At 64.9% G+C, this 24,819-nt stretch carries 22 protein-coding genes; 18 read left to right on the top strand and 4 right to left on the bottom strand.

Annotated features, from left to right (window positions below; translation table 11 throughout):
- Positions 1-218 precede the first annotated feature (218 nt).
- Together purD and AC788_RS18270 are read left to right on the top strand one after the other, a co-directional pair.
- On the top strand, positions 219-1,505 hold the full coding sequence (gene purD / locus AC788_RS18265; protein WP_049861979.1) for a phosphoribosylamine--glycine ligase: 1,287 nt from the start codon (positions 219-221) through the stop codon (positions 1,503-1,505).
- A gap of 90 nt (positions 1,506-1,595) precedes the next feature.
- Positions 1,596-4,361, top strand: coding sequence for a hybrid sensor histidine kinase/response regulator (locus tag AC788_RS18270; protein ID WP_049861980.1), 2,766 nt, complete (start codon positions 1,596-1,598; stop codon positions 4,359-4,361).
- 185 nt (positions 4,362-4,546) lie between these two features.
- On the opposite strand, the gene cobJ is transcribed toward AC788_RS18270, so the two are convergent.
- Genes cobJ through cobG form a run of 4 tightly spaced genes read right to left on the bottom strand, consistent with a single transcriptional unit; the run spans position 4,547 to position 9,078 of the window.
- Positions 4,547-6,238 carry a precorrin-3B C(17)-methyltransferase gene (cobJ, locus tag AC788_RS18275; RefSeq protein ID WP_049861981.1) on the bottom strand — a complete coding sequence of 564 codons (1,692 nt, stop codon included), beginning with the start codon at positions 6,236-6,238 and terminating at the stop codon, positions 4,547-4,549.
- A complete protein-coding gene (locus AC788_RS18280) occupies positions 6,238-6,969 on the bottom strand; it encodes a precorrin-2 C(20)-methyltransferase (RefSeq protein WP_049861982.1) in 732 nt (243 codons plus the stop codon). The genes cobJ and AC788_RS18280 overlap by 1 nt, the downstream gene beginning before the upstream one ends.
- A complete protein-coding gene (locus AC788_RS18285; RefSeq protein WP_049861983.1) occupies positions 6,969-7,595 on the bottom strand; it encodes a precorrin-8X methylmutase in 627 nt (208 codons plus the stop codon). The genes AC788_RS18280 and AC788_RS18285 overlap by 1 nt, the downstream gene beginning before the upstream one ends.
- On the bottom strand, positions 7,588-9,078 hold the full coding sequence (gene cobG, locus AC788_RS18290) for a precorrin-3B synthase (RefSeq protein ID WP_082223706.1): 1,491 nt from the start codon (positions 9,076-9,078) through the stop codon (positions 7,588-7,590). The genes AC788_RS18285 and cobG overlap by 8 nt, the downstream gene beginning before the upstream one ends.
- Before the next feature lie 42 nt (positions 9,079-9,120).
- On the opposite strand from cobG, the gene AC788_RS18295 reads away from it, so the two are divergent.
- The 16 genes from AC788_RS18295 (at position 9,121) to ureC (ending at position 24,740) form a co-directional block, all read left to right on the top strand.
- Entirely contained in the window at positions 9,121-10,329 is a 1,209-nt protein-coding gene (locus AC788_RS18295; protein WP_049861985.1) for a bifunctional cobalt-precorrin-7 (C(5))-methyltransferase/cobalt-precorrin-6B (C(15))-methyltransferase, read from the top strand.
- A complete protein-coding gene (locus tag AC788_RS18300; protein ID WP_049861986.1) occupies positions 10,322-11,419 on the top strand; it encodes a cobalt-precorrin-5B (C(1))-methyltransferase in 1,098 nt (365 codons plus the stop codon). The genes AC788_RS18295 and AC788_RS18300 overlap by 8 nt, the downstream gene beginning before the upstream one ends.
- Positions 11,416-12,141, top strand: coding sequence for a cobalt-precorrin-6A reductase (locus tag AC788_RS18305; RefSeq protein WP_049861987.1), 726 nt, complete (start codon positions 11,416-11,418; stop codon positions 12,139-12,141). The genes AC788_RS18300 and AC788_RS18305 overlap by 4 nt, the downstream gene beginning before the upstream one ends.
- 80 nt (positions 12,142-12,221) lie before the next feature.
- A complete protein-coding gene (locus AC788_RS18310) occupies positions 12,222-12,704 on the top strand; it encodes a copper chaperone PCu(A)C (RefSeq protein WP_152965767.1) in 483 nt (160 codons plus the stop codon).
- Positions 12,705-12,721: 17 nt separating this feature from the next.
- Positions 12,722-13,141 carry a DUF2946 domain-containing protein gene (locus AC788_RS18315; protein WP_049861989.1) on the top strand — a complete coding sequence of 140 codons (420 nt, stop codon included), beginning with the start codon at positions 12,722-12,724 and terminating at the stop codon, positions 13,139-13,141.
- A 153-nt stretch (positions 13,142-13,294) separates the two neighbouring features.
- The gene (locus tag AC788_RS18320) at positions 13,295-14,656 is read left to right on the top strand and encodes a PepSY-associated TM helix domain-containing protein (protein ID WP_049861990.1); all 1,362 of its coding nucleotides are present in this window, start codon (positions 13,295-13,297) and stop codon (positions 14,654-14,656) included.
- Positions 14,657-15,027: 371 nt separating this feature from the next.
- A complete protein-coding gene (gene urtA / locus AC788_RS18325) occupies positions 15,028-16,293 on the top strand; it encodes an urea ABC transporter substrate-binding protein (RefSeq protein WP_049861991.1) in 1,266 nt (421 codons plus the stop codon).
- A gap of 190 nt (positions 16,294-16,483) precedes the next feature.
- Positions 16,484-18,049, top strand: coding sequence for an urea ABC transporter permease subunit UrtB (gene urtB, locus AC788_RS18330; protein ID WP_049861992.1), 1,566 nt, complete (start codon positions 16,484-16,486; stop codon positions 18,047-18,049).
- The gene (gene urtC, locus AC788_RS18335) at positions 18,049-19,128 is read left to right on the top strand and encodes an urea ABC transporter permease subunit UrtC (RefSeq protein WP_043191047.1); all 1,080 of its coding nucleotides are present in this window, start codon (positions 18,049-18,051) and stop codon (positions 19,126-19,128) included. Before urtB ends, urtC begins: the two co-directional genes overlap by 1 nt.
- The gene (urtD, locus tag AC788_RS18340; RefSeq protein WP_049861993.1) at positions 19,125-19,985 is read left to right on the top strand and encodes an urea ABC transporter ATP-binding protein UrtD; all 861 of its coding nucleotides are present in this window, start codon (positions 19,125-19,127) and stop codon (positions 19,983-19,985) included. Before urtC ends, urtD begins: the two co-directional genes overlap by 4 nt.
- A gap of 128 nt (positions 19,986-20,113) precedes the next feature.
- The gene (urtE, locus tag AC788_RS18345) at positions 20,114-20,812 is read left to right on the top strand and encodes an urea ABC transporter ATP-binding subunit UrtE (protein WP_049861994.1); all 699 of its coding nucleotides are present in this window, start codon (positions 20,114-20,116) and stop codon (positions 20,810-20,812) included.
- A 32-nt stretch (positions 20,813-20,844) separates the two neighbouring features.
- Complete coding sequence (locus AC788_RS18350; protein ID WP_049861995.1) at positions 20,845-21,684, top strand: urease accessory protein UreD; 840 nt, start codon at positions 20,845-20,847, stop codon at positions 21,682-21,684.
- A 48-nt stretch (positions 21,685-21,732) separates the two neighbouring features.
- Entirely contained in the window at positions 21,733-22,035 is a 303-nt protein-coding gene (locus AC788_RS18355) for an urease subunit gamma (protein WP_049861996.1), read from the top strand.
- A 9-nt stretch (positions 22,036-22,044) separates the two neighbouring features.
- Positions 22,045-22,563, top strand: a complete 519-nt coding sequence (locus AC788_RS18360) for a GNAT family N-acetyltransferase (RefSeq protein WP_049861997.1) — start codon at positions 22,045-22,047, stop codon at positions 22,561-22,563.
- 34 nt (positions 22,564-22,597) lie between these two features.
- Positions 22,598-22,903 carry an urease subunit beta gene (locus AC788_RS18365; RefSeq protein WP_049861998.1) on the top strand — a complete coding sequence of 102 codons (306 nt, stop codon included), beginning with the start codon at positions 22,598-22,600 and terminating at the stop codon, positions 22,901-22,903.
- Between the two features lie 136 nt (positions 22,904-23,039).
- Entirely contained in the window at positions 23,040-24,740 is a 1,701-nt protein-coding gene (ureC, locus tag AC788_RS18370; protein WP_049861999.1) for an urease subunit alpha, read from the top strand.
- Positions 24,741-24,819 lie beyond the last annotated feature (79 nt).

Genomic DNA, 24,819 nt, shown 5'->3' on the forward strand with positions numbered 1-24,819 from the left:
TCTGCCGCGTTGGAACCGGTGTCGCTGATGCTCATTGCCAATAGGCAACTGCGCTCAGCGCCACCGGTTCCGCCTTGCATCTACCCACTCCACTGCGACCCCCTGCAGTGATGTTCCACGGGTACGCCACCCCTGTAGCAGCGGCGCGAGCCGCGTCAGGCCGTTACGCGACATACCGTGAACACCCCTAGAATTCCGCTTTACCGAGGTTTTGAACCATGAACGTATTGATCATTGGCAGCGGCGGGCGCGAACATGCGCTGGCCTGGAAAGCCGCCCAGGACCCACGGGTCGAGAAAGTCTTCGTAGCGCCGGGCAACGCCGGTACCGCTATCGAAGCCAAGTGCGAGAACGTCGCTATCGATGTGCTGGCACTGGAGCAACTGGCCGACTTCGCCGAACAGAACGTGTCCCTGACCATCGTCGGACCGGAAGTGCCGCTGGTGGCCGGCGTCGTCGATCTGTTCCGCTCGCGCAACCTGGATTGTTTCGGTCCGACCGCAGGCGCAGCCCAGCTCGAAGGCTCGAAGGCGTTCACCAAGGATTTCCTGGCGCGGCACAAGATTCCCACCGCCGACTACCAGAACTTCACCGAGATCGAGCCGGCCCTGGCCTATCTGCGTGAAAAAGGCGCGCCGATCGTGATCAAGGCCGATGGCCTGGCCGCTGGCAAGGGTGTGATCGTCGCCATGACCCTGCAAGAAGCCGAAGACGCCGTGCGCGACATGCTCGCCGGCAATGCCTTCGGTGATGCCGGCTCGCGCGTGGTCATCGAAGAGTTTCTCGATGGCGAGGAAGCCAGTTTCATCGTCATGGTCGACGGCAAGAACGTGCTGCCCATGGCCACCAGCCAGGACCACAAGCGGGTCGGCGACGGCGACAGCGGCCCGAACACCGGTGGCATGGGTGCCTACTCCCCTGCCCCGGTGGTGACTGCCGAGGTTCACCAGCGGGTCATGGATCAAGTCATCTGGCCCACCGTGCGTGGCATGGCCGAAGAAGGCAACGTCTACACCGGCTTCCTGTATGCCGGTCTGATGATCGACAAGGCCGGCAACCCCAAGGTCATCGAGTTCAACTGCCGCTTCGGTGATCCGGAAACCCAGCCGGTCATGCTGCGCCTGCAGTCGAGCCTTATTCTGCTGATCGAAGCGGCCTTCGCTCAGGCGCTGGACAAGATCGAAGCGCAATGGGACCCGCGGCCGAGCGTCGGCATCGTGCTGGCAGCCGGTGGCTACCCAGGCGACTACGGCAAAGGCGATGTGATCGGTGGCCTGGATGCAGCGGCGAACGAGCCGGGCAAGGTGTTCCATGCGGGCACCGCGCTCAAGGATGGCCAAGTCGTCACGGCAGGTGGCCGCGTGTTGTGCGCCACGGCACTGGGTGACAGCGTCGGCGCCGCCCAACGGCAGGCCTATGCGCTGGCAGCCAAGATCGATTGGTCTGGCTGCTTCTATCGTCGTGACATCGGTTACCGGGCCATTGCTCGCGAAAACGGCGAGTAAACGGTGAACGTCGAGGGCGTGACGCCCTCGACACACGTTTCACAGCGCACACGGCTATAATCAGGCATTCATCTACGAAGGGATTTCGCCTTGCGCTGGCTCAGGACTGCCATAGGATTCACCGCGGGCCTGCTGGCCCTGCTCTGTATGCTCGGTGCTCACGCAGAGTCGGCGGGCGGCTGGTCGATGCTGATGGACGAGGATGGCCGGCTGCAGTTGGGCGACGTGCGCTCCGAACGCTTCCAGAACCAGTTCTCCCCCGTGCAACTGCGCCAGGTCAACGCCGCCGGACCTAACGGCGCGCTGTGGCTGCACTACCGCCTGCCGCCGAGCGACCAGGAATTGTTGCTACGGATTTTCTGCCCCGATCTCAAGGCGCTGGATTTCTACGTGCTCGATGCCGACGCGCTCATCAGACGCGCCTCCTCGGACACCGATGTCAATACTGAAGCCCCGCTGGCCAGCAGTGATCATCTGCTGACCCTGCCGGTGAGCCAGAAGCCTCTGGACGTCTATCTGCGCATCGCTTCGGAACACCAGATTCGTCCCAGCATCGTGCTGCAATCGTCTTCCGCGGCTGCCGCCGACCAACGTGAGCCATTGCTGTTCGGTCTGCTGTTGGGCTGTGTCGCCATGCTCATCCTGCACAACCTGATGTGCTTCGCCCATCGGCGCTCCAGCAGCAGCCTGTGGCTGGCCTGCTCCCAGGCATGCCTGCTGGCATCGGCGCTGATCCTGTTCAACTTCACCGGACCCTGGGTTTCGCTCTGGCCGGGGGCGCGCACGCCGGCTGCCTACAGTGCGCTGCTGCTGGCATCGGTGACCGGGCTGCTGTTCTGCCTGCGTTTCTTTGCCGTGCGCCAACACCAGCGCTCCAACACCATCATCAAGGCCGAAGTGGCGCTGATTGCCCTGTGCGGGTTGCTGCTGCTGTTCGTCGACGGCCTGCCATTCAACTTCTTCGCCTACGGCCTGCTGGCTCTGACCAGCCTGACCATGCTGATGATCGGCGCCTGGCACTGGCTGCAAGGCTACCGCCCGGCACGCACGTTCTGCCTGGGTCTGCTGGTGTGCAACCTGGGCTGCCTGGTGGTCCTGCCAGCGCTTCTCGGCCTGACCCGTACACCTTCGCAATGGCTGATCTTTACCTTGCTCGGATTCGCCATGGTCGGCGGAGTGATCCTCAATGCCGCCTTGACCCAGCGTCTGCGCAGCATCAGTGAGGATCGCTACAGCGCCAGCCGGCAACTGGCGGCCAGCACAGCCGAGATCAACGCCAAGGCAGAATTTCTGGCCAAGCTCAGCCACGAGATTCGTACACCCATGAACGGCGTACTGGGCATGACCGAGCTGTTGCTGGGCACGCCGCTGTCGGTCAAGCAACGCGACTATGTACAGACTATCCACAGTGCCGGCAACGAGCTGCTCGGTCTGATCAACGAGATCCTGGATATTTCCAAGATCGAATCCGGACAGATCGAGCTCGACGATGTGCAGTTCGACCTGCACGCGTTGATCGAAGACTGCCTGAACATCTTCCGCGCCAAGGCTGAGCAGCAGAACATCGAACTGATCAGCTTCACCCAGCCGCAGGTGCCGCGGGTCATCAGCGGTGACCCTACACGCCTGCGCCAAGCGCTGCTGAGCCTGTTGGACAACGCCCTGAAGAAGACCGACCAGGGTGAGATCCTGCTGGTAGTGGCGCTCGACCAGCGCAGTGCCACACCGCGCCTGCGCATCGCCGTGCAGGACAGCGGCGAACCGATGCCAAGCGCCGAACGCGAAGCGCTGCTGCACACCGAGCTGCGCAGCACCAACCTGCTCGACGGCAACCGCCTGAGCGGGCATCTGGGGCTGGTGATCGCCCGTCAACTGGTGCTGTTGATGAAGGGGGATTTCGGCATCAAGAGCGGCAGCGAGCATGGCAGTACCCTGTGGCTGACCCTGCCGCTGGATCCGCAGCGACTCGAACAGCCCTGCTCGGACCTCGATCTGCCGCTCAAGAACGCACGGGTGCTGGTGGTCGACGACAACGAAACCTGCCGCAAGGTGCTCGTGCAGCAGTGCAGTGCCTGGGGCCTGAACGTCAGCTCGGTGCCGTCAGGCAAGGAAGCCTTGGCCCTGCTGCGCACCAAGGCGCATTTGCGTGACTATTTCGATGTGGTCCTGCTGGACCAGAATATGCCCGGCATGACCGGCATGCAGCTGGCAGCGAAGATCAAGGAAGATCCAAGCCTGAACCACGATATTCTGCTGATCATGCTCACTGGCATCAGCAACGCGCCGAGCAAGATCGTCGCGCGCAATGCCGGGATCAAACGGATCCTGGCCAAGCCCGTGGCCGGCTATACGCTCAAGACCACCCTGGCCGACGAGCTCAGCCATCGCGGCGACATCGAGGCACCGCCACCTGCCGCTGCCAACCTGCCGCCGATCGACCTGCCCAGCGACTTTCGCATCCTGGTGGCCGAGGACAACAACATTTCCACCAAGGTGATCCGCGGCATGCTCGGCAAGCTCAACCTGCATCCGGACACCGCCAGCAATGGTGAGGAAGCCTTGCGGGCGATGAAGGCTCAGCGCTACGACCTAGTGCTGATGGACTGCGAGATGCCGATCCTCGATGGTTTTTCCGCGACTCGGCAGCTGCGTGCGTGGGAGATGGGCAACCAGCGCGTGCGTACGCCGGTGGTGGCGCTGACCGCACACATCCTCAGCGAGCACAAGGATCAGGCGCGCCAGGCCGGCATGGACGGGCATATGGCCAAGCCGATCGAAATGTCGCAGCTGCGCGAATTGGTCGAGCATTGGGCGGCCCAGCGCGAGGCCATCGTGCCGCCTTTGAAAACCCTCTGATCCTGCACCTGCCCCTGTAGCAGCGGCGCGAGCCGCGTCAGCTGTATACGCGGTGTGTCAGGCAGGGCGCGGGGTGGCCGGACGGGGCTTGCGCCGCGGCTACAGGGGGGGGGGGGGGTCGGCGGCGGTGGGCGCGGTGTGTCAGGGAATGCGCAGGGGGGCAGCGGTTGATGTTCGTTTGCAGATCAGGGTTTGCTGCCGTACCAGCGTGGGGTGTAGACCCAGGTGCCGCCTGCGGCCTTGGCGAAGGTGCAGGTGGTGGAGGAACCCACCAGGACCATGGTGCGCATGTCCACCTGCTCGGGAGTCAACTCGCCCAAGGTGATGACGCGCAGGGTCTGGCCGGGCCGGCCGATGTCTCGCCCCAGAACGATGGGGGTAGTAGGGGCGCGATGCTGGCGAACGATGTCCAGGGCCTTGCCCAATTGCCATGGGCGCGAGCGGGAAATCGGGTTGTAGAACGCCAGGGCCAGGTCGGCCTCGCAGGCCAGGTCCAGACGCTTCTCGATGATGGCCCACGGCTTGAGGTTGTCGGACAGCGACAGCACGCAGAAATCGTGGCCCAGCGGCGCGCCGGCCTGTGCTGCGGTGGCCAGGGAGGCCGAAACGCCCGGCAGCATCTCCAGTTCCACTGCATGCCAGCGCGGATCGGTGGATTCGTGCAGCGCCTCCAGCACGGCGGCCGCCATGGCGAACACGCCAGGATCACCGGACGAGACTACCACCACCGAGCGGCCCTGAGCCGCCAACTCGAACGCATGGCGGGCACGTTGCATTTCTTCGCGGTTGTCGGTGCAGTGCAACACCTGATCGGCGCGGAACGGACCGGCCATGCGCACGTAGGTCTCGTACCCCAGCACATCGTTGGCACGCGCCAGTTCCGCTTTGACCGCCGGGACCATGAGATCGGCAGCGCCGGGGCCCAGGCCGATCACCGCCAGACGTCCGCGCGGCAGGCCGATGCTGGCAATGTCCAACGGCTGATCGGCCACGGCGATCGCCATGTGCTTGCCGATCGCGATGGGGGACGACTGCGGCACTGTTTGGAGGGCCAATTGTGCCAGCGAGCCTTGCGCCGCGGCAAAGCGCAGCGGCACGGCCAACGCTGCCGCGGCTTCATGCAGTACCGGATCAGCCATGTCGCGCTCGTTCGCCAACAGGCACGCCAGCGATGGCAGGGCAATGCCGCTGCGCTGCAGCGCGTCACGCACGGACTCGGCCAGTTCGGGCTGCGCCGCACTCACCGCGACCAGCACGTTGCGTGGATGGATGAGCAGCTCGGTGGCCGAGGGCTGCCGCGCCTCGCTGCCGACATGGATGGTCAGCCGCGCCTGGGCATCCTTGGGCAGGCGCGCATCGGCCAGCCACGGCGCTGCGCCTTCGACACGCACGGCTTCACCGGCCAGCAGGTCGGAAACGAAGCGCTTGCCCAGCTCCAGATCGGCCAGGGCGTAGCCACTGGGCGGATTGAGCAGGCAGGTGCCGAAGCGCAATTCGCCGCTGGTGGTGATCGCGGCGGCGATGCCCAGCCCTGCAGCGATTTCACGGGCCAACACATTGACCCCGGCCAGGCCTCCCAACAGCGGCACGACGGCGCTGCCGTCCTCGGCCACGGCCAGCACCGGAGGCTCGGCGCCCTTCTCCAGCAGGACCGGCGCCAGGCTGCGGATGACGATACCTGCCGCGCACAGGGCGATGATCGGCGTGTCTTGCTGATACAGCTGACGCAAGGTGGCACCGAAGTCCTGGTAGCTGCGGTCGACATCGGTCACGCGCTCGGCCAGGCCGTGGATCAGCGCCTGTGGATAGCATTGCTGCAGGCGCCGCGCGGTGGCCAGTGCGCCACTGCCGAGAATCACGATTGCTGGAGCGTTCATCAGCCTTGCCACCTCTCACCCGGAACGATGATCAAGGAAAAATACGGCGACGAGGTCGGATCGACTTCGGCCAGGGGGACGACCTTCTGATTGGCCATGGTCGCGCGCTCGACGTATAGCGCGCGCTCGGCCAAGCCGAGTTCGGCCAGCACCTGGCGAACCTTGGGAAAGTTGCGACCCAGCTTCATGATGACTGCGGCGTCGGCGTCGGCCAGACGACGCTTGAGGTCATCCGCCGGGAGCACGCCCGACAGCACCGAAAGGCTCTGATTGCGGTACACCAGCGGCGCACCCAGCACCGAGGCGCCACCGAGCATCGAGCAGACGCCGGGAATCACTTGGGCTTCATAGCGCTCGGCGAGCCGATCGTGCAGGTACATGTAGGAGCCGTAGAAGAACGGATCGCCTTCGCAGATCACTGCCACGTCGCGGCCGGCATCCAGGTGCGCGGCGACGTCCAGGCTGGCGGCGTCGTAGAAATCGCTGATCACCTGTTCATAGGACAGGGGCGCGGGCAATGCCTCGGTGGTCACCGGGTAGACCAGCGGCAGCAAGGTCTGCTGCGCCTGCAGATGGCCCTCGATGATGCCGAAGGCGTTGCCCTTCTTGCCCTTGGCGACGAAATAGGCCACCACGGGCGCCTCGCGCAACAGGCGCAGCGCTTTCACGGTGATCAGTTCGGGATCGCCCGGGCCTACGCCCAGTCCCAGCAGACGGCCACGCGGATGCATCACTCGACCTCCGTGGCCAATGCATTGACCGCTGCGGCCGCCATGGCGCTGCCGCCCTTGCGACCTTCGACGATGACGAACGGCACGCCACGGCTGTCGGCCGCGAGCATGGCCTTGGACTCGGCAGCGCCGACGAAGCCGACCGGAAAGCCCAGGATCAGAGCGGGCTTGGGCGCGCCGGCATCGATCATGTCAAGCAGGTGGAACAGCGCGGTCGGCGCGTTGCCGATGACCACCACCGAGCCGGCCAGATGGGGCCGCCACAGCTCCAGCGCTGCCGCCGAACGGGTATTGCCCAAGGCCTGGGCCAGGGCGGGCACGCTGTCGTCCTTGAGGGTGCAGATCACTGGGTTGTTGGCGGGCAGGCGGGCGCGGGTGATGCCTTCGGCGACCATGCGCGCGTCGCACAGGATGGGTGCACCGGCGGCCAGAGCATCGCGCCCGGCCTTGCCGGCACCGGGGGAGAAACGCAGGTCCTGGACGACATCGACCATGCCGCAGGCGTGAATGACCCGTACGGCGAGTTTTTCCAGGTCGGCGGGGATCTGGTCCAGCTTCGCTTCGGCACGAATGATGGCGAAGGAGTTGCGATAGATCTCCTGACCATCGCGGATGTAGTCAATCATGGGTGTCGCTCCGTGAGCGGTCGCGCAGCAGGGCAGCGGCCGCATCCAGTGAAAGATGGCGCGCGAGCAGGGTTCCGAATCCGGGTACCCCGGCTGCGCGTAGATACAGGTCGTAGTGGCCGGCGGTGCTGGCCAGCAGGGTCGCCGGAGCGACATGGGCGGCGGCGCATGAGCGAGAACAGCCACTCAGATGGACGCTCAGCGGCGCTTGACCGGGCAATAGGGCGGCCAGGCGAACGGCGTCAGCCTTGGTATCGGCCAGGCCCTTGGCACAGCCGCTGGCGCCCGTGCAGGCGATCATGGCGGCGAGGGGCTGCTGCGGACCGGTGATGAAACCCAACTCGGTCAAGGCTCGCAGCACCGGCTCGGGATCGTGTAGATCAGGCAGCAGCAGGCCTTGCCAGGGGGTCATGCGCAGGGTGCCGCTGCCGTGGTCGCGAGCGAGCTGGGCGGCGCCGCGCAGCATGGCTGGGGTCAACCGTCCCAGGGGAGCCAGGGCGCTGATGAAGCTCAGGCCTGGTTGGCGCTGTGGCTGGATGCCCAGTTTGAAGGTGGCTATGGGCTTGTCCAGTGATGCAGGGCAAACAGGCAGACCCAGGGTGCTGAGGAATGCTTGAGTGGTGTCAGTAGTGGCCTCTTCGCGGGCAGAGCCCGCTCCCACAAGATCCGCGGCGCTGCTGCTGATGCCGCTGTGTTGATGACGGGGCGGGTGGCTGAGCCCTTTGCCTGCGAAAAAGGCATCCTCATCGGCGAGCAGATCACGCATGCGCGTGTGCTCCGGTCGCGCCCGTTCGAGGAACTGCTCCAGTACTGCCACCACCAGGGTATGGCCCTGGTCGAAGGGCACCGCGCCCACGGCAGCGTCGCTCCCGGGGCAGCCGGCCAGGCCGAACGCCCACAGGCACTGCCCGTCTCGCTCGAAGGCCGACAGCCAAAGGTCATGGTGGTGATCGAGCATCGCCAGGCGCTCGCCGCCCTGCAGTTGCACGGCGAACTTGGCCGACAACGCATGAAAGCGCGGCTCGGTTTCCAAGCTGTGGATGATCTTCGCGGCCAACGGGCGTGTATCCGCCACCTGTTGAGGGTCGATGCCTGCCGTGGGGCTGAGCATGACGTTGCGCACATCGTCACCGGCCGCCTCTCGCGGGCCCAGACCGGCCTGCAGCAGATGCTCGATCAGGGCCTGCCGCTGCTCACCGATGCCACGGATCTGCAGGTTGGCGCGGTTGGTCGCCTCGATCGTGCCATGAGCATGGCGCTCGGCCGCTTCGGCTACGGCATCGGCCTGGTCGGCGCGCAACTCGCCACCGGCCAGCTTGATGCGGCAGATGCCCCCGTCCAACGCCTGAACGATACGCAGCAACCCCGGACACGCCGAGGGGCGGACAACGTTCGAGGTCTTGTTCAAAGGGGCACCGGGCACGCGCGAAAAACCACTGGAAAGGGTAAGGCGCGGTATTATGCCTGCTTTGGCCGAAGGCATGAAAAGTCTGCCCGTCGGAATAGTTTTGTATGAGGGATATTCATGTCGGCCTGGCTGACCCTGGTAGGTATCGGTGAAGACGGTTTTGCGGGGCTGGGTAAACAGGCACGCCGAGCGCTGTTGAGCGCCCGGCGCATCGTCGGCAGCCCGCGCCAGCTCGAATTGCTGCCGCGCTGCATCGTCGGTACCCAGGTCGTCTGGCCCAGCCCGTTCAGCCTCGACGCTGTGCTGGCCGAACCCGGCGAGGCGGTCTGCGTACTGGCCAGTGGTGACCCGATGCTCTACGGCGTGGGCGCCAGTCTGGCGCGACAGATTCCAGCCGCGCAGATGCACGTGCTGCCCTCGCCGTCTTCCTATTCACTGGCCGCCGCGCGCCTGGGCTGGGCGCTGCAGGGCGTGGTGACCCTCTCGGTGGTGGCGCGCCCGGTAGCGGCGGTGGCTGCGCACCTGTACAGCGGCCAGCGCCTGCTGGTCTTGAGCAACGATGGTACGAGCCCGCGGGCCGTTGCTGAGCTGCTGCGCGAACGCGGCTTCGGCCTCAGCCGCGTGACCGTGCTGGAACACCTCGGAGGAGCGAAAGAACGGCGCATCGACGGTAGCGCCACCGATGATTTTCCCGACATCGCCGCGCTGAACCTCATCGCCATCGACTGCCAGGCCAGCCCGGACGCCCCGCGTCTGTCCCCGCTGGCCGGCCTGCCCGACACTGCCTTTCGCCACGACGGCCAACTGACCAAGCGCGACGTTCGCGCGGTGACCCTGGCGCGCCTGGCGCCCCGACCGGGAGAGCTGCTGTGGGACGTGGGCGCCGGCTGTGGCTCGATCGGGATCGAATGGATGCGCGCGCATCCCAGCTGCCGCGCCATCGCGGTCGAGTCCGACGAAGGTCGACAGGCCTTTATCGAACACAACCGCGATGCCTTGGGTGTGCCCGGCCTGCAACTGGTGCGCGGGCGGGCGCCGGGCGCGCTGGCCGGTTTGCCCGCACCCGACGCGATCTTCGTCGGCGGCGGCGTGACCCGCGAGAACGTGCTGGCCGATTGCTGGGCAGCGCTCAAACCCGGCGGTCGTCTGGTGGCCAACGCGGTCACCCTGCAGAGTGAACTGGCCCTGGTGCAATGGCGCGAGCGCTACGGTGGCGACCTGACCCGGCTGCACATTGCCCAGGCGGCCCCGCTGGGCGAGTTCGACACCTGGCGCCAGGCATTGCCGATCACCCTGCTCGACACGGTCAAGCCCCTCGATGCGTGAAGAAACGGCGGAGCAACCGGCCCCGTTGCGCAGCGGCCTGACCACCGGCAGCTGCGCCACGGCGACCAGTCTGGCGGCTGCGCGGCTGTTGCTGGGCGGTGGCGCCAGCGATGCGGTGCATATCGTGCTGCCCAAGGGCAAGCAGGTGTCGATGCGCCTGGAGTTCTGTCGGCTGAATGCCGACGGTGCCGAAGCCGGTACCCTCAAGGACGGCGGCGACGATCCGGATGTCACCCACGGCGCGCTGCTGTACACCCAGGTGCGTTTGCTTGATGCGCCCGGCATCCACTTCGTGGCGGGCGAGGGCGTGGGGACCGTCACCCGACCAGGACTGGTGCTGGCCGTAGGTGAACCGGCGATCAATCCGGTTCCACGGCGAATGATCGACGAACACCTGACGCGCCTGGCCGAAGAGCATGGCTACGGCGGTGGCTTCGAGGTCACCGTCAACGTCGAGAACGGCGCCAGCCTAGCCCTTAAGACCATGAACCCACGCCTGGGCATCCTCGGCGGGCTGTCGATCCTGGGCACCAGCGGTATCGTGCGGCCTTTTTCGTGCGCGGCCTATATCGCCTCCATCCATCAGGGCATCGATGTAGCGACCACCAACGGCTACCGGCACATCGCCGCATGCACCGGCAATGCCAGCGAGGACACCATGCGCGAGGTCTACGCGCTGCCCGAGATTGCCTTGATCGAGATGGGCGACTTCGTCGGCGCAGTGCTCAAACACGTACGCAAGGTACCCTTGGACAAACTCAGCCTGTGCGGCGGCTTCGGCAAGATCAGTAAGCTGGCGGCCGGACACATGGACCTGCACAGTCGCCATTCGAGCATCGACCTGCCGCAACTGGCGGGCTGGGCCAGCGACATAGGCGCCCATGCGGATCTGCAGGCGCGTATCCGCGCGGCCAATACCAGCCAGCAAGCCTTGGCCCTGGCCCATGCCGAAGGTGTGAAGCTGGGCGATGAAGTCTGTCGTCATGCCTGGCGGTTCGCCCGCAGCGTGGTGCAGGATCGTGTTCAGGTAGAGGTGTTCGCCATCGACCGCCAGGGCGGGATCGTGGGGCAGGCGGGGGTCGCTCCATGAAGCGCATCCTGCTGCTGGGTGGCGTGACCGAAGCCTTGGCGATCGCTCGAACCTTGAGCCCGGAGCACGTCTACAGCCTGGCCGGTGTGGGTCGCGTGCCCACCGACCTGCGCTGTCAGGTGCGCGTCGGCGGGGATGGCGGGGCCGAAGGGCTGACGACGTATATCCGCAGCGAAGGTATTACGCTGCTGGTTGACGCGACTCACCCCTATGCTGCCCAGATCAGCGCCAATGCGGCCAAGGCGGCCGGCCTGGCGGACATCGAGTGCTGGGCGTTGCGACGTCCGGCCTGGCAGCCTCAGACGGGTGACGACTGGAGAGAAGTGACCGACTGGGCTGAACTGGTGCAAGCGCTGGCGCCGTTCCAGCGACCGCTGTTCACCCTGGGTCGCGAGCCGCTGGAACACCTGCAGGAGATTCCACCCCATCAGCATTGGACCTTGCGAGCGCTGGACCCCTATCCCGGCACGGCACGTTGCGAGGTGATCGGCGCCCGCGGCCCCTTCCGCCTGGAAGACGAACGCGCCTTGTTCGCCCAGCGCAGCATCGATGTGCTGATCAGCAAGAACAGCGGCAGCGGTGCGACCGAGCCCAAGCTGCAGGTGGCACGGGAGTTGGGGCTTCCGGTGCTGGTGCTCAAGCGCCCGCCCCTGCCGCAGGTGGATCGTACCTTCATGGATGCAGCAACGCTGTTGGCACACATGAATCAATACGCCCAGTAACCCACCAGATTTACTGCGTTGGCCGCCGACGCGGCTTGTACCGCTGCTACAATGGCGGCTTTCGTACCGGGGTGTCTGCGATGAAAAGGTTCTGGTCTGCCTGTGTGCTCATGCTGCTCGCTGCCGCCGCGCAGGGCGACGCCCGCCAATACAAGGCCGGTGACCTGCTGATCGTCGAACCCTGGGCACAGGAACTGCCGCCCAACGCGCCGACCGTCGCGGTGTATTTCGAATTGCGCAACCGCGGGCTGGACGACGACACCCTGACCAGCGTCGACACGCCGATCGCCGGTGACGCGCAACTGCACCAGCACATCAACCAGGACGGCATGATGAAGATGCAGCAGGTTCAGGGCGTGACCATTCCGGCCAGCGGCCACGCGGTGTTCGCGCCCATGGCATTTCACGTAATGCTGCTGGACCTCAAGCTGAGCAGCCCCTTGCAGGCGGGCCAGCATTTCCCACTGACGCTGCATTTCGCCAAGGCGGGTGATTTCGTGGTCGAGGTGCAGGTGCTCACCCAGGCGCCGGTGCAGGACGATGCCGACGAGCATGCGCATTGAGCCGATGAATTGACCCGATGAGCCACCCGAGCGCCAGGCGCCCTTCTTCTCGGCCTTCTGCCCAGGCCCGCGCCAGCTGGATCAGCCTCTTCGCAGTGCTGATGATGTTCATCGGGCCGTTGATTTCCCAGTCGATGCCGATGGACCACCAGCGGTCCGCCATGGCCATGGACGGCGCCATGTCTGCCATGCAGCACGAGGCCCATGGCGAGCACCACGGTAGCGCCACGGCTGGGGGTGAACTGCATGCTCTAATGGAGAAATGCGGTTATTGCAGCCTGTTCTTCCATTGCCCGGCGCTGCCACAGACGCTGGGTATCGCGGGTGCAACTTCGCAGCGCCCGCAGAGTGTCTTCGTTGCCCGGCCTCGCCAGGGACACGCGACCCATGCGGTGTTCCCCGGCGCACGTACGCGTGCGCCGCCCTCAATGGTGTGATCGTCGAATCCCAATGACTGTGAACTGATGCGGTGTCTGCGCAGGCCTATTCGCGGGTAGAGGACTTGCCGTCCGCCCCGCTCCCACAGGTCGGCATTGGCAGTGCATTGGTCAACGTTGAGCACAACGATACCGTTGGAACACCTTTCACCTATGAAAACCTCCTTCTACAACCTTGCCTGGCGCTGGCATTTCTACGCCGGGCTGTTCGTCGCGCCGTTCATGATCCTGCTGGCGCTGACCGGGATCATCTACCTATTCAAGCCGCAACTGGACCCGTGGATGTACCGCGATCTGCTGGTGGTGCCGGTGGCCGAACAGCGCCTGAGTGCCGACGAACTGCTGTTGCGCACGCACAATGCTTACCCGCGTGGCACCATCGGTCAGTACCTGCCGCCCAACGCCGCCGAACGCAGCGCCCAGTTCGTGGTGCATACCGATGGCCGTGAGCTGAACGTATTCCTCAATCCTTACACCGGCGAGCTGCTGGGCGAGCAGGACGCCAGATGGAACCTGCAGGCCGTGGCGAGGGCCCTGCATGGCGAGTTGATGATCGGCACCGTGGGTGATCGGCTGATCGAGCTGGCTGCCGGCTGGGGCATCGTGCTGGTGATCTCCGGCCTGTACCTGTGGTGGCCACGCGGCAATGCCGCCAGCGGTGTGCTCTGGCCGCGCTGGCGCAGTCGAGGCCGGGCGCTGTGGCGCGACCTCCACGCGACGGTCGGTTTCTGGGGCGCAGCGTTGCTGCTGATCATGCTGCTCAGCGGCATGACCTGGACCGGGTTCTGGGGCAAGCAGTATGCCCACGTGTGGAACCGCTTCCCTGACGCCATGTGGAACGCGATGCCCAAGTCCGACGAGCAGGCCGGCCAGCTCAACCAGGCCCATCGCCAGACCGTGCCCTGGGCCATGGAAAACACGCCCATGCCCGAGTCCACCGGGGCACATGCCGAGCACATGGGCCATGGCGGGCACATGCACGCCCCGGCAGCGCCGTTGGTCAGCCTGCAGAGCGTGGTCGACACGGCCACGCGGTTGCAGGTGGAGCCCGGCTACAGCATCACCCTGCCGAGCACCGCGAGCGGCGTGTTCACTGTGGCGGTTTTTGCCGACGATCCACGCAATGACGCGACCGTGCACATTGACCAGTACAGCGGTGAGGTGCTGGCCGACGTGCGCTGGGAGCACTACGGTTTGATCGCCCGCGCCACTGAAACCGGGGTGATGCTGCATGAGGGCAAGATGTTCGGACCGATCAATCAGATCATCGTGCTGCTGATTTGCCTGATGATCCTGCTCAGTTCGGTCAGTGGCTTGGTGATCTGGTGGAAGCGCCGGCCCCAGGGCAAGCTCGGTGTACCGCCGCTGCGCCATGATCTGCCGCGATGGAAGGTGGCGGTCGGGGTGATGGTTGCGATTGGCGTGGCGTTTCCGTTGGTGGGTGTGTCGCTGTTGCTGATCTGGGCGGTGGACCAGATGGTGGTGCGCCTGCGGCCGTCGATCGAAGCGATCTGAGTCATCCAGCTGTATCTGCGGTGCGCCCGGACGCGGCTTGCACCGCTGCTACAGGGAATCGAAGTGCACCCGCAACGGCAGCGCAAGCCGCGTCGGCGGTGCGCACGGTTTCTGTAGCAGCGGCGCGAGCCGCGTCGGCGGGCGGCGCGGTTCGTCGTTCGGCTGGGGATGAAATTCGGCGCACCAATACCATCCACTGAAACGCACCACCGTTCGGATCGAGCACCAATGCGGTGCGGCCGATATTCGTCCCAGCCCTCCCTCGCCCCCTATCCCGCACCGGCGCGCGCTTCGGCACACCCCTTGCAAAGCTCCGCTGAGAAGTCCCCATCTGCCTCACTAAAAAAACATTCGTACATGGAGATTGCACAATGAAGCGTCGCAGCTTGATCAAGGCGTTCACCCTTTCCGCATCGATCGCTGCCATGGGCTTGTCCTGGACGATTCAGGCCGCCGAGACCATCAAGGTCGGCATCCTGCATTCGCTGTCTGGCACCATGGCGATCTCGGAGACTTCTTTGAAAGATATGGCCCTGATGACCATCGACCAGATCAACGCCAAGGGCGGCGTGAATGGCAAGATGCTCGAGGCCGTGGTGGTGGACCCGGCATCCAACTGGCCGTTGTTCGCCGAGAAGGCACGGCAGTTGATCACCCAGGACAAGGTGGCGGTGGTGTTCGGCTGCTGGACGTCGGTGTCGCGCAAGTCGGTGCTGCCGGTCTTCGAAGAGCTCAACGGCCTGCTGTTCTACCCCGTGCAGTACGAAGGTGAAGAGATGTCGCCGAACGTCTTCTACACTGGCGCGGCGCCCAATCAGCAGGCGATCCCGGCGGTCGAGTACCTGATGAGCGAAGACGGCGGCGCGGCCAAGCGCTACTTCCTGCTGGGCACCGACTACGTCTACCCACGCACCACCAACAAGATTCTGCGCGCCTTCCTGCACTCCAAGGGCGTGGCCGACAAGGACATCGAAGAGGTCTACACCCCGTTCGGTCACTCGGACTACCAGACCATCGTTGCCAACATCAAGAAATTCTCGGCCGGTGGCAAGACTGCCGTCATCTCCACCGTCAACGGCGACTCCAACGTGCCGTTCTACAAGGAACTGGCCAACCAAGGCCTGAAGGCTACCGATGTCCCGGTCGTGGCGTTCTCGGTCGGCGAAGAAGAACTGCGCGGCATCGATACCAAGCCGCTGGTGGGCAACCTGGCAGCGTGGAACTACTTCCAGTCGGTAGAGAACAAGGAAAACACCCAGTTCGTCGCCGACTGGAAAGCCTACGCCAAGGCCAAGAACCTGCCGAATGCCGCCACCGTGGTCACCAACGATCCGATGGAAGCGACCTACGTGGGCATCAACATGTGGGCCCAGGCCGCCAACCAGGCCAAGTCCACCGACGTGGACAAGGTACGTGAAGCTATGGCCGGGCAGACCTTCGCCGCGCCGTCGGGCTACACCCTGACCATGGACAAGACCAACCACCACCTGCACAAGCCGGTGATGATCGGCGAGATCGAGGACAACGGTCAGTTCAACGTGGTGTGGCAGACCAAGGAGCCGATCCGTGCCCAGCCATGGAGCCCTTACATTCCGGGTAACGACAAGAAGCCGGATCACGCCGTGAAGAGCAACTGATCCAACCAGCCTCCCACAGCCGTCGTGTAAGCGGACTGCTGTAGGAGCGGTCATCGGCCGCGAAGGGGCACCGTGGTGTGCATGACAGACCTTGTGGCCCTTCGCGGCCGATGACCGCTCCTACAAAGGGCCGCAAGGTTTCTGTGGGGCGGTCTGCGGCCGCCATTGCCGTCAATTCAAAGGACTTGCCATGTCCCTCATCAAATTCCTCGTCACTGTCGTCCTGCTGCTGCCACTGATGGCCAGCGCCAACGACGCCAGTGATTTCACCGGCGCCTCGTCTGCCGAGCAGGTCCGCCTGCTGGAAGCCTGGGCCGCACAGCCGGACCCGGCACGGCTCGAACTGCTCGACGCCTTGCAGGAAGGCCGGGTTGCCGCCGACGCCGAGAAAAAACCGTTCATCGAAACCAATGGCCAGATGACTCCCGCCGACGGCACCGCCGCGGCCGTGGAACCGGTGCGCAAGCTGCGCCTGAACAACCGCCTGCGCGGCCTGGTGGAAACCGCCCTCGCCAGCCACCAACTGCTGAGCGAAAACGCGCAGGTTCGCCTCGCCGCTGCGCAGCAACTGCAACGCTCGGCACAGCCCAACCAACTGGCCTTGCTCGACCGCCAGAGCGCCGGGGAACAGGACGAAACGGTAAAGACCGCCCTGACCCTGGCCCTGGCCAACCTGCAACTGGTCGCTCCCGAGCCCACCGTACGCCTGGCTGCAGTGCGCCTGCTGGGCGAAACCGGTGAGCCCCTGGCCCGCACCCGTCTGGAAAACCTGCTGGCGCCGGGCGTGGAAACCGACCCGGGCGTGCGCACCGCCGCCGAGACCAGCCTGGCTCAGGTGAAGCGCAAGCTGATGATCGGCGACATTCTGGGCCAGGCCTTCAGCGGCATGTCCCTAGGCTCGATCCTGCTGCTGGCCGCCCTGGGCCTGGCGATCACCTTCGGGCTGCTGGGCGTGATCAACATGGCCCACGGCGAAATGCTCATGCTCGGCGCCTACTCGACCTACGTCGTGCAGATGCTGATCCAGCGCATCGTCCCCGGCGCCATCGAGTACTACCCGTTGATCGCCCTGCCCGTGGCGTTCTTCGTCACCGCAGGCGTCGGCATGCTTCTGGAACGCACGGTGATTCGCCATCTGTACGGTCGCCCGCTGGAAACCCTGCTGGCGACCTGGGGCATCAGCCTGATGCTGATCCAGGCGATTCGCCTGATCTTCGGCGCGCAGAACGTGGAAGTGGCCAACCCCGCCTGGCTCTCGGGCGGCTGGCAGGTGCTGCCCAACCTGGTGCTGCCGTACAACCGCATCGTCATCATCGCCTTCGCGCTGTTCGTGGTGGTCCTGACCTGGCTGCTGCTGAACAAGACCCGCCTGGGCCTGAACGTGCGCGCCGTCACTCAGAACCGCAACATGGCCGCCTGCTGTGGGGTGCCCACCGGTCGTGTCGACATGCTCGCCTTCGGTCTGGGCTCGGGCATCGCCGGCCTGGGTGGCGTAGCCCTGAGCCAGATCGGCAACGTCGGCCCGGACCTGGGCCAGAGCTACATCATCGACTCGTTTCTGGTGGTGGTACTGGGCGGCGTCGGCCAACTGGCCGGTAGCGTGTCCGCCGCGTTCGGCCTGGGCATCGCCAACAAGATCCTGGAACCGCAGATCGGTGCGGTGCTGGGCAAGATCCTCATCCTCGCGCTGATCATTCTGTTCATCCAGAAACGTCCGCAAGGCCTCTTCGCACTGAAAGGACGGGTGATCGACTGATGAATCAGCCATTGATGCTCACTGCCGCGCAGAAAGCCGGCCCGAAAGTGACCCTTGCCATCGGCGTCGTGGTCCTGGCGATCCTCATCGCCCTGCCGCTGCTGTCGCTGCTGCCGGCCAGCAACGGCTTGCAGGTCTCGGCCTACACCCTGACCCTGGTCGGCAAGATTCTCTGCTACGCCATCGTCGCACTGGCCCTGGACCTGGTCTGGGGCTACGCCGGTCTATTGTCCCTGGGCCACGGCCTGTTCTTCGCCCTAGGCGGCTACGCCATGGGCATGTACCTGATGCGCGAGGCGGCCGGGGATGGCCTGCCGGCCTTCATGACGTTTCTGTCGTGGACCGAGCTGCCCTGGTTCTGGGTCGGTACCGAACATTTCCTCTGGGCCCTGTGCCTGGCGGTGCTGGCGCCGGGCGTGCTGGCCCTGGTGTTCGGTTTCTTCGCCTTCCGCTCGCGGATCAAGGGCGTCTATTTTTCGATCATGACCCAGGCCCTGACCTTCGCTGGCATGCTGCTGTTCTTTCGCAACGAAACCGGCTTCGGCGGCAACAACGGCTTCACCAACTTCCGCAGCATCCTGGGCTTCAGCATCACCTCGCAAGGCACTCGCGCCGTGCTGTTCCTGCTCACCGTGGCGTTGCTGGTGCTGAGCCTGTACTTGGGCTGGCGCCTGGCCCGCAGCAAGTTCGGCCGGGTGCTGACCGCGCTGCGCGACGCCGAGAATCGGCTGATGTTCTGCGGTTACGATCCACGCGGATTCAAGCTGTTCGTCTGGGTGCTCAGCGCCGTGCTCTGCGGTCTAGCCGGGGCGCTGTACGTGCCACAAGTGGGGATCATCAACCCCAGCGAGATGTCGCCGACCAACTCCATCGAAGCCGCCGTGTGGGTGGCCCTGGGCGGACGCGGCACGCTGATCGGGCCACTGCTGGGCGCCGGCATCGTCAATGGCATGAAGAGCTGGTTCACCGTGGCGTTTCCCGAATACTGGCTGTTCTTCCTCGGCGCACTGTTCATCATCGTCACCTTGTACCTGCCCAAGGGTGTGATCGGCCTGTTGAAGAAGAGAGGTGAACAATGAGAATCACCGCTACCGGCGAGTTCATGCTCGAACCGATCCTCGACCCCAACAGCGACGCCGGCACCAGCCGCGATGCGATCGGCCTGGGCCAGGCCAGCGGTCCGGGGCTGAACACCCGACACGGGACGATTCTGACCCTGGAAGACATCAGCGTCAGCTTCGACGGGTTCAAGGCGCTCAACGATCTCAACCTGTACATCGGCGTCGGCGAGCTGCGCTGCATCATCGGCCCCAACGGTGCCGGCAAGACCACCCTGATGGACGTGATCACCGGCAAGACCCGACCCACCACGGGCAAGGCCTGGTTCGGCGAAACCCTGGACCTGACCCACATGAGCGAGGTGCAGATCGCCCAGGCCGGCATCGGTCGCAAGTTCCAGAAGCCGACGGTGTTCGAAGCCTTGAGCGTGTTCGAAAACCTGGAGCTGGCGCAGAAGACCGACAAGTCGGTCTGGGCCAGCCTGCGCGCGCGGCTGACCGGCGAGCAGCGCGACCGCATCGCCGAAGTGCTGGAAACCATTCGCCTGAGCGCGTCGGTTGATCGCCCGGCCGGTCTGTTGTCCCACGGCCAGAAGCAGTTTCTGGAGATCGGCATGCTGCTGGTGCAAGACCCGCAATTACTGCTGCTCGACGAACCGGTGGCAGGGATGACCGACGCCGAAACCGAGTTCACCGCCGAGCTGTTCAAGACCCTGGCCGGCAAGCATTCATTGATGGTGGTGGAGCATGACATGGGCTTCGTCGGCTCGATTGCCGACCATGTCACCGTGCTGCATCAGGGCAGCGTGTTGGCTGAAGGTTCGCTCGAGACGGTGCAGGCCGATGAGCGGGTGATCGAGGTTTATCTGGGGCGTTGATGCCACAGGCCTCTTCGCGGGCAGAGCCCGCTCCCACACAGGACCTGCGCCGCGCTGAAGATCCTTGTGGGAGCGGGCTCTGCCCGCGAAGAGGCCCACCCAGACACTGCAACAACAAGGACAAACCCATGCTCCAAGTCGACCAGCTTCACCAATACTACGGCGGCAGCCATATCCTGCGCGGCCTGTCGTTCGATGTGAACATAGGCGAAGTGACCTGTCTGCTCGGGCGCAACGGCGTGGGCAAGACCACCTTGCTCAAGTGCCTGATGGGCCTGATCCCGGCCAAGCAAGGCAGCGTGGCCTGGGAAGGCAAGCCGATCACCGCGTTCAAGCCACATCAACGGGTGCACGCAGGCATCGCCTACGTGCCCCAGGGCCGCGAGATCTTCGGCCGCCTGACGGTCGAGGAAAACCTGCTGATGGGGCTTTCGCGCTTTCCCGGCAGCGAAGCGCGCGAGGTGCCGGCGTTCATCTACGAACTGTTTCCAGTGCTGCTGCAGATGAAGCATCGCCGTGGTGGCGACCTGTCCGGTGGTCAACAGCAACAACTGGCAATCGGCCGCGCCTTGGCGAGCCGACCGCGCCTGCTGATTCTCGACGAGCCCACCGAAGGCATCCAGCCTTCGGTGATCAAGGAGATCGGCGCCGTGATCAAGCAGCTCGCTGCGCGTGGGGACATGGCCATATTGCTGGTCGAACAGTTCTATGACTTCGCCGCCGAGCTGGCCGATCAGTACCTGGTCATGTCGCGCGGTGAGATCGTCCAGCAGGGTCGTGGTGAAAACATGGAAACCGAGGGTGTGCGTGGCCTGGTAACCATTTAATCTTTGCCGCGACCCGAAAAAGAATGAAGGCCATGAATCTACCTGTCACTTCCCTGCCCTACACGCCCAGCTGGCACGCCCGGCTGGAGTTGGGCTACGCACGGTTCGGCGACAGCACGCGACCGACCCTGCGCCGCCACCTGGGTCCGTTGCGGGTGCAGAAGCATCTGTACGCCGAAGGGCCCGAGGTGTGCCAGCACATCATCGTGCATCCGCCGGGGGGTATCGCTGGCGGCGATCGGCTGGACATCAGCGCACAGGTTCACGCCAACGCCTGGGCGCAGTTGACCACACCGGGCGCGGCAAAGTGGTACCGAGCGCTCAGTCCGGCCTATCAAAGCACCGAGCTGCAGGTGGCCGCTGGCGCTACCCTTGAATGGCTGCCTCAGGAAACCATCGTCTACAGTGCCGCCCAGGCCGAACTGGATACCCGTATCCATCTGCAGGGCGATGCCCGGCTGTTCTATTGGGATATCGTGGCCGTGGGTCGTCCGGCGGCCGCCGAGCGCTTCGACCAGGGGCATTTCCAGTCACGCCTGGAGATCCGCCGCGACGGCGAGCTGATCTGGCACGAGCGCCAGCGCATCGTCGGCGACGACGGCCTGCTCGAATCGGCCGTGGGCCTGGGCGGCAAACCGGTGTTCGCCACCTTGCTGGTGACCGGCGAGATCGACCCGGCCCTGCTCGAACGCTGCCGTGCGCTGGCGACCCGCGTGCGCGGCGACCTGAGCCAGTTGCCGGGGCTGCTGGTTGCGCGCTGCCTGGCCGACGAGGCGCTGCATGCGCGTGACTGGCTGATCCAGCTGTGGACGCTGCTGCGCCCGGCCCTGCTGGGCCGCGAAGCGCTGGCGCCACGGATCTGGAGCACCTGACTGAATCCTGCCTGCCTGGCTACCTACCAAAATTCTCAAGGAACCCCCATGGACCTGACACCTCGCGAAAAAGACAAAATGCTCATCTTCACTGCCGGCCTGGTCGCCGAGCGCCGTCTGGCCCGTGGCCTCAAGCTGAATTACCCGGAGGCCATGGCGCTGATCTCCGCCGCCCTGCTCGAAGGCGCCCGCGACGGCCAGACGGTCGCCCAACTGATGCATTACGGCACCACCCTGCTCAGTCGCGAACAGGTCATGGAGGGCATCCCCGAAATGATCCCGGAGATCCAGGTGGAAGCCACGTTTCCCGACGGCACCAAGCTGGTCACCGTTCATCAACCCATCGCCTGAGGCACGCGCATGATTCGTGACGCCACCGAGCGCGACCTGCCAGGGATCTGCGCGATCTACAACGATGCGGTGCTCAACACCACCGCGATCTGGAACGAGCAGCCGGTCGACCTGGCCAACCGCCAGGCCTGGTTCGAAGCGCGCAAGGCGCAAAACTACCCAATCCTGGTCGCCGAGGAACACGGCGAGGTCAGCGGCTATGCGTCGTTCGGCGATTGGCGCCCGTTCGAAGGCTTTCGCTACAGCGTCGAGCACTCGGTCTATGTGCGCAACGACCAGCGCGGCAAAGGCCTGGGCGCGCGCCTGATGCAGGTGCTGATCGAGCGTGCCCGCGAGCGTGGCAAATACGTCATGGTGGCCGCCATCGAAAGCGGCAACCAGGCATCGATTCACTTGCACGAACGCCTGGGCTTCGTCACCACCGGGCAAATGCCGCAGGTGGGCATCAAGTTCGGCCGCTGGCTGGACCTGACCTTCATGCAACTGGCCCTCAACCCCGGCGCCGAGCCGCCACAGGAGTCGGCTTGAACCGCCGTCCTTCATCACTTCGAGGAGCTCTCCCATGATTCCCGGCCAATACCAGATCCAGCCTGGCGACATCGAACTCAATGCCGGCCGGCGCACGCTGAGCCTGACCGTGGCCAACAGTGGCGATCGACCGATTCAGGTGGGGTCGCACTATCACTTTTTCGAGACCAACGATGCGCTGCACTTCGACCGTGCCGCCAGCCGGGGCATGCGCCTGAACATTCCTGCGGGAACCGCAGTGCGCTTCGAACCGGGCCAGAGCCGCGAAGTGGAACTGGTGGACCTGGCTGGGTTGCGCCGCGTGTACGGCTTCGCCGGTCGTATCATGGGTGAGCTCTGAACACGCCCTCCTCTGTAGGAGCGGTCCGTGGCCGCGAAGGAGGCAACGCGCTCTACCCGATACACCGCAGCGGGCCATTCGCGGCCGATGACCGCTCCTACAGGGGCCACACACAATTGAATTGCAGGGCATAGCGATGAAGATTTCCAGAGAAGCCTACGCCGACATGTTCGGCCCCACCGTCGGTGACAAAGTCCGCTTGGCCGACACCGACCTGTGGATCGAAGTGGAAAAGGACTTCACCACCTACGGCGAAGAAGTCAAATTCGGTGGCGGCAAGGTCATCCGCGATGGCATGGGCCAAGGCCAGTTGCTGGCCGCCGAAGTGGTCGACACGCTGATCACCAATGCCCTGATCATCGATCACTGGGGCATCGTCAAGGCCGACGTCGGCCTCAAGGACGGGCGCATCGCGGCGATCGGCAAGGCCGGCAACCCCGACATCCAGCCCGATGTGACCATCGCCATCGGCGCCAGCACCGAAGTGATCGCCGGTGAAGGCATGATCCTGACCGCCGGCGGCATCGACACCCACATTCACTTCATCTGCCCGCAGCAGATCGAAGAGGCGCTGATGAGCGGCGTCACCACCATGATCGGCGGCGGCACCGGACCGGCCACCGGCACCAACGCGACCACTTGCACCTCTGGCCCCTGGCACATGGCGCGCATGCTCCAGGCCGCCGATGCCTTCGCCATGAACATCGGCTTCACCGGCAAGGGTAATGCGAGCCTGCCCGAGCCGCTGATCGAACAGGTCAAGGCCGGCGCCATCGGCCTCAAACTGCACGAAGACTGGGGCACCACGCCTGCAGCCATCGACAATTGCCTGAGCGTGGCCGACCAGTACGACGTGCAGGTCGCCATCCATACCGACACCCTCAACGAGTCGGGCTTCGTCGAGACCACCCTCGCCGCCTTCAAGGGCCGCACCATCCATACCTACCACACCGAAGGCGCCGGCGGCGGCCACGCCCCGGACATCATCAAGGCCTGCGGCTTCGCCAACGTGTTGCCCAGCTCGACCAATCCGACTCGCCCGTTCACCCGCAACACCATCGACGAGCACCTGGACATGCTCATGGTCTGCCATCACCTGGACCCCAGCATCGCCGAGGACGTGGCCTTCGCCGAAAGCCGCATTCGACGCGAGACCATTGCCGCCGAAGACATCCTGCACGACCTCGGTGCGTTCTCCATGATCAGCTCCGACAGCCAGGCCATGGGTCGGGTCGGCGAGGTGATCACGCGCACCTGGCAGACCGCCGACAAGATGAAGAAACAACGCGGCCCGCTGCCCGAAGACGCCGAGGGCAACGACAACTTCCGCGCCAAACGCTACATCGCCAAGTACACCATCAACCCGGCCATTACCCATGGCATCAGCCACGAAGTGGGCTCGGTCGAAATCGGCAAATGGGCTGACCTGGTGCTCTGGCGTCCGGCCTTCTTCGGCGTCAAACCAACCTTGATCCTCAAGGGAGGTGCCATCGCCGCCAGCCTCATGGGCGACGCCAACGCCTCGATTCCCACGCCGCAGCCGGTGCACTACCGCCCCATGTTCGCCAGCTTCGACGGCTCGCGCCACGCCACCAGCCTGACTTTCATCAGCCAAGCGGCGCTGGACGCCGGAGTGCCTGAACGCCTAGGCCTGAAGAAGCAGATCGCCGTGGTCAAGGGCTGCCGCTCGGTACAGAAGACCGACCTGATCCATAACGCTTACCTGCCCGACATCGATGTCGACCCCCAGACGTATCAGGTCAAGGCCGATGGGGTGTTGCTCTGGTGCGAGCCGGCCGACGTGTTGCCCATGGCCCAGCGCTATTTCCTGTTCTGAGGCAGCTTGAGCGGTCTAACTATGTAGGTCTTCACCACGCCCCGGTTTTCCTAAGGTGTCGCTCCACTCAACGAGGAGC

The sequence above is a fragment of the Pseudomonas sp. RIT-PI-a genome (assembly GCF_001187875.1).
In the GTDB taxonomy this organism is placed as follows: domain Bacteria; phylum Pseudomonadota; class Gammaproteobacteria; order Pseudomonadales; family Pseudomonadaceae; genus Aquipseudomonas; species Aquipseudomonas coleopterorum.

Bases quoted from the DNA above. Each gene is read 5' to 3' on its own strand.
- purD (WP_049861979.1), top strand. From the start codon at position 219: ATGAACGTATTGATCATTGGCAGCGGCGGGCGCGAACATGCGCTGGCC.
- cobJ (WP_049861981.1), bottom strand. From the start codon at position 6,238: ATGAACGCTCCAGCAATCGTGATTCTCGGCAGTGGCGCACTGGCCACC.
- AC788_RS18280 (WP_049861982.1), bottom strand. From the start codon at position 6,969: ATGCATCCGCGTGGCCGTCTGCTGGGACTGGGCGTAGGCCCGGGCGAT.
- AC788_RS18285 (WP_049861983.1), bottom strand. From the start codon at position 7,595: ATGATTGACTACATCCGCGATGGTCAGGAGATCTATCGCAACTCCTTC.
- cobG (WP_082223706.1), bottom strand. From the start codon at position 9,078: ATGCCTTCGGCCAAAGCAGGCATAATACCGCGCCTTACCCTTTCCAGT.
- AC788_RS18295 (WP_049861985.1), top strand. From the start codon at position 9,121: ATGTCGGCCTGGCTGACCCTGGTAGGTATCGGTGAAGACGGTTTTGCG.
- AC788_RS18300 (WP_049861986.1), top strand. From the start codon at position 10,322: ATGCGTGAAGAAACGGCGGAGCAACCGGCCCCGTTGCGCAGCGGCCTG.
- AC788_RS18305 (WP_049861987.1), top strand. From the start codon at position 11,416: ATGAAGCGCATCCTGCTGCTGGGTGGCGTGACCGAAGCCTTGGCGATC.
- AC788_RS18310 (WP_152965767.1), top strand. From the start codon at position 12,222: ATGAAAAGGTTCTGGTCTGCCTGTGTGCTCATGCTGCTCGCTGCCGCC.
- AC788_RS18315 (WP_049861989.1), top strand. From the start codon at position 12,722: ATGAGCCACCCGAGCGCCAGGCGCCCTTCTTCTCGGCCTTCTGCCCAG.
- AC788_RS18320 (WP_049861990.1), top strand. From the start codon at position 13,295: ATGAAAACCTCCTTCTACAACCTTGCCTGGCGCTGGCATTTCTACGCC.
- urtA (WP_049861991.1), top strand. From the start codon at position 15,028: ATGAAGCGTCGCAGCTTGATCAAGGCGTTCACCCTTTCCGCATCGATC.
- urtB (WP_049861992.1), top strand. From the start codon at position 16,484: ATGTCCCTCATCAAATTCCTCGTCACTGTCGTCCTGCTGCTGCCACTG.
- urtC (WP_043191047.1), top strand. From the start codon at position 18,049: ATGAATCAGCCATTGATGCTCACTGCCGCGCAGAAAGCCGGCCCGAAA.
- urtD (WP_049861993.1), top strand. From the start codon at position 19,125: ATGAGAATCACCGCTACCGGCGAGTTCATGCTCGAACCGATCCTCGAC.
- urtE (WP_049861994.1), top strand. From the start codon at position 20,114: ATGCTCCAAGTCGACCAGCTTCACCAATACTACGGCGGCAGCCATATC.
- AC788_RS18350 (WP_049861995.1), top strand. From the start codon at position 20,845: ATGAATCTACCTGTCACTTCCCTGCCCTACACGCCCAGCTGGCACGCC.
- AC788_RS18355 (WP_049861996.1), top strand. From the start codon at position 21,733: ATGGACCTGACACCTCGCGAAAAAGACAAAATGCTCATCTTCACTGCC.
- AC788_RS18360 (WP_049861997.1), top strand. From the start codon at position 22,045: ATGATTCGTGACGCCACCGAGCGCGACCTGCCAGGGATCTGCGCGATC.
- AC788_RS18365 (WP_049861998.1), top strand. From the start codon at position 22,598: ATGATTCCCGGCCAATACCAGATCCAGCCTGGCGACATCGAACTCAAT.
- ureC (WP_049861999.1), top strand. From the start codon at position 23,040: ATGAAGATTTCCAGAGAAGCCTACGCCGACATGTTCGGCCCCACCGTC.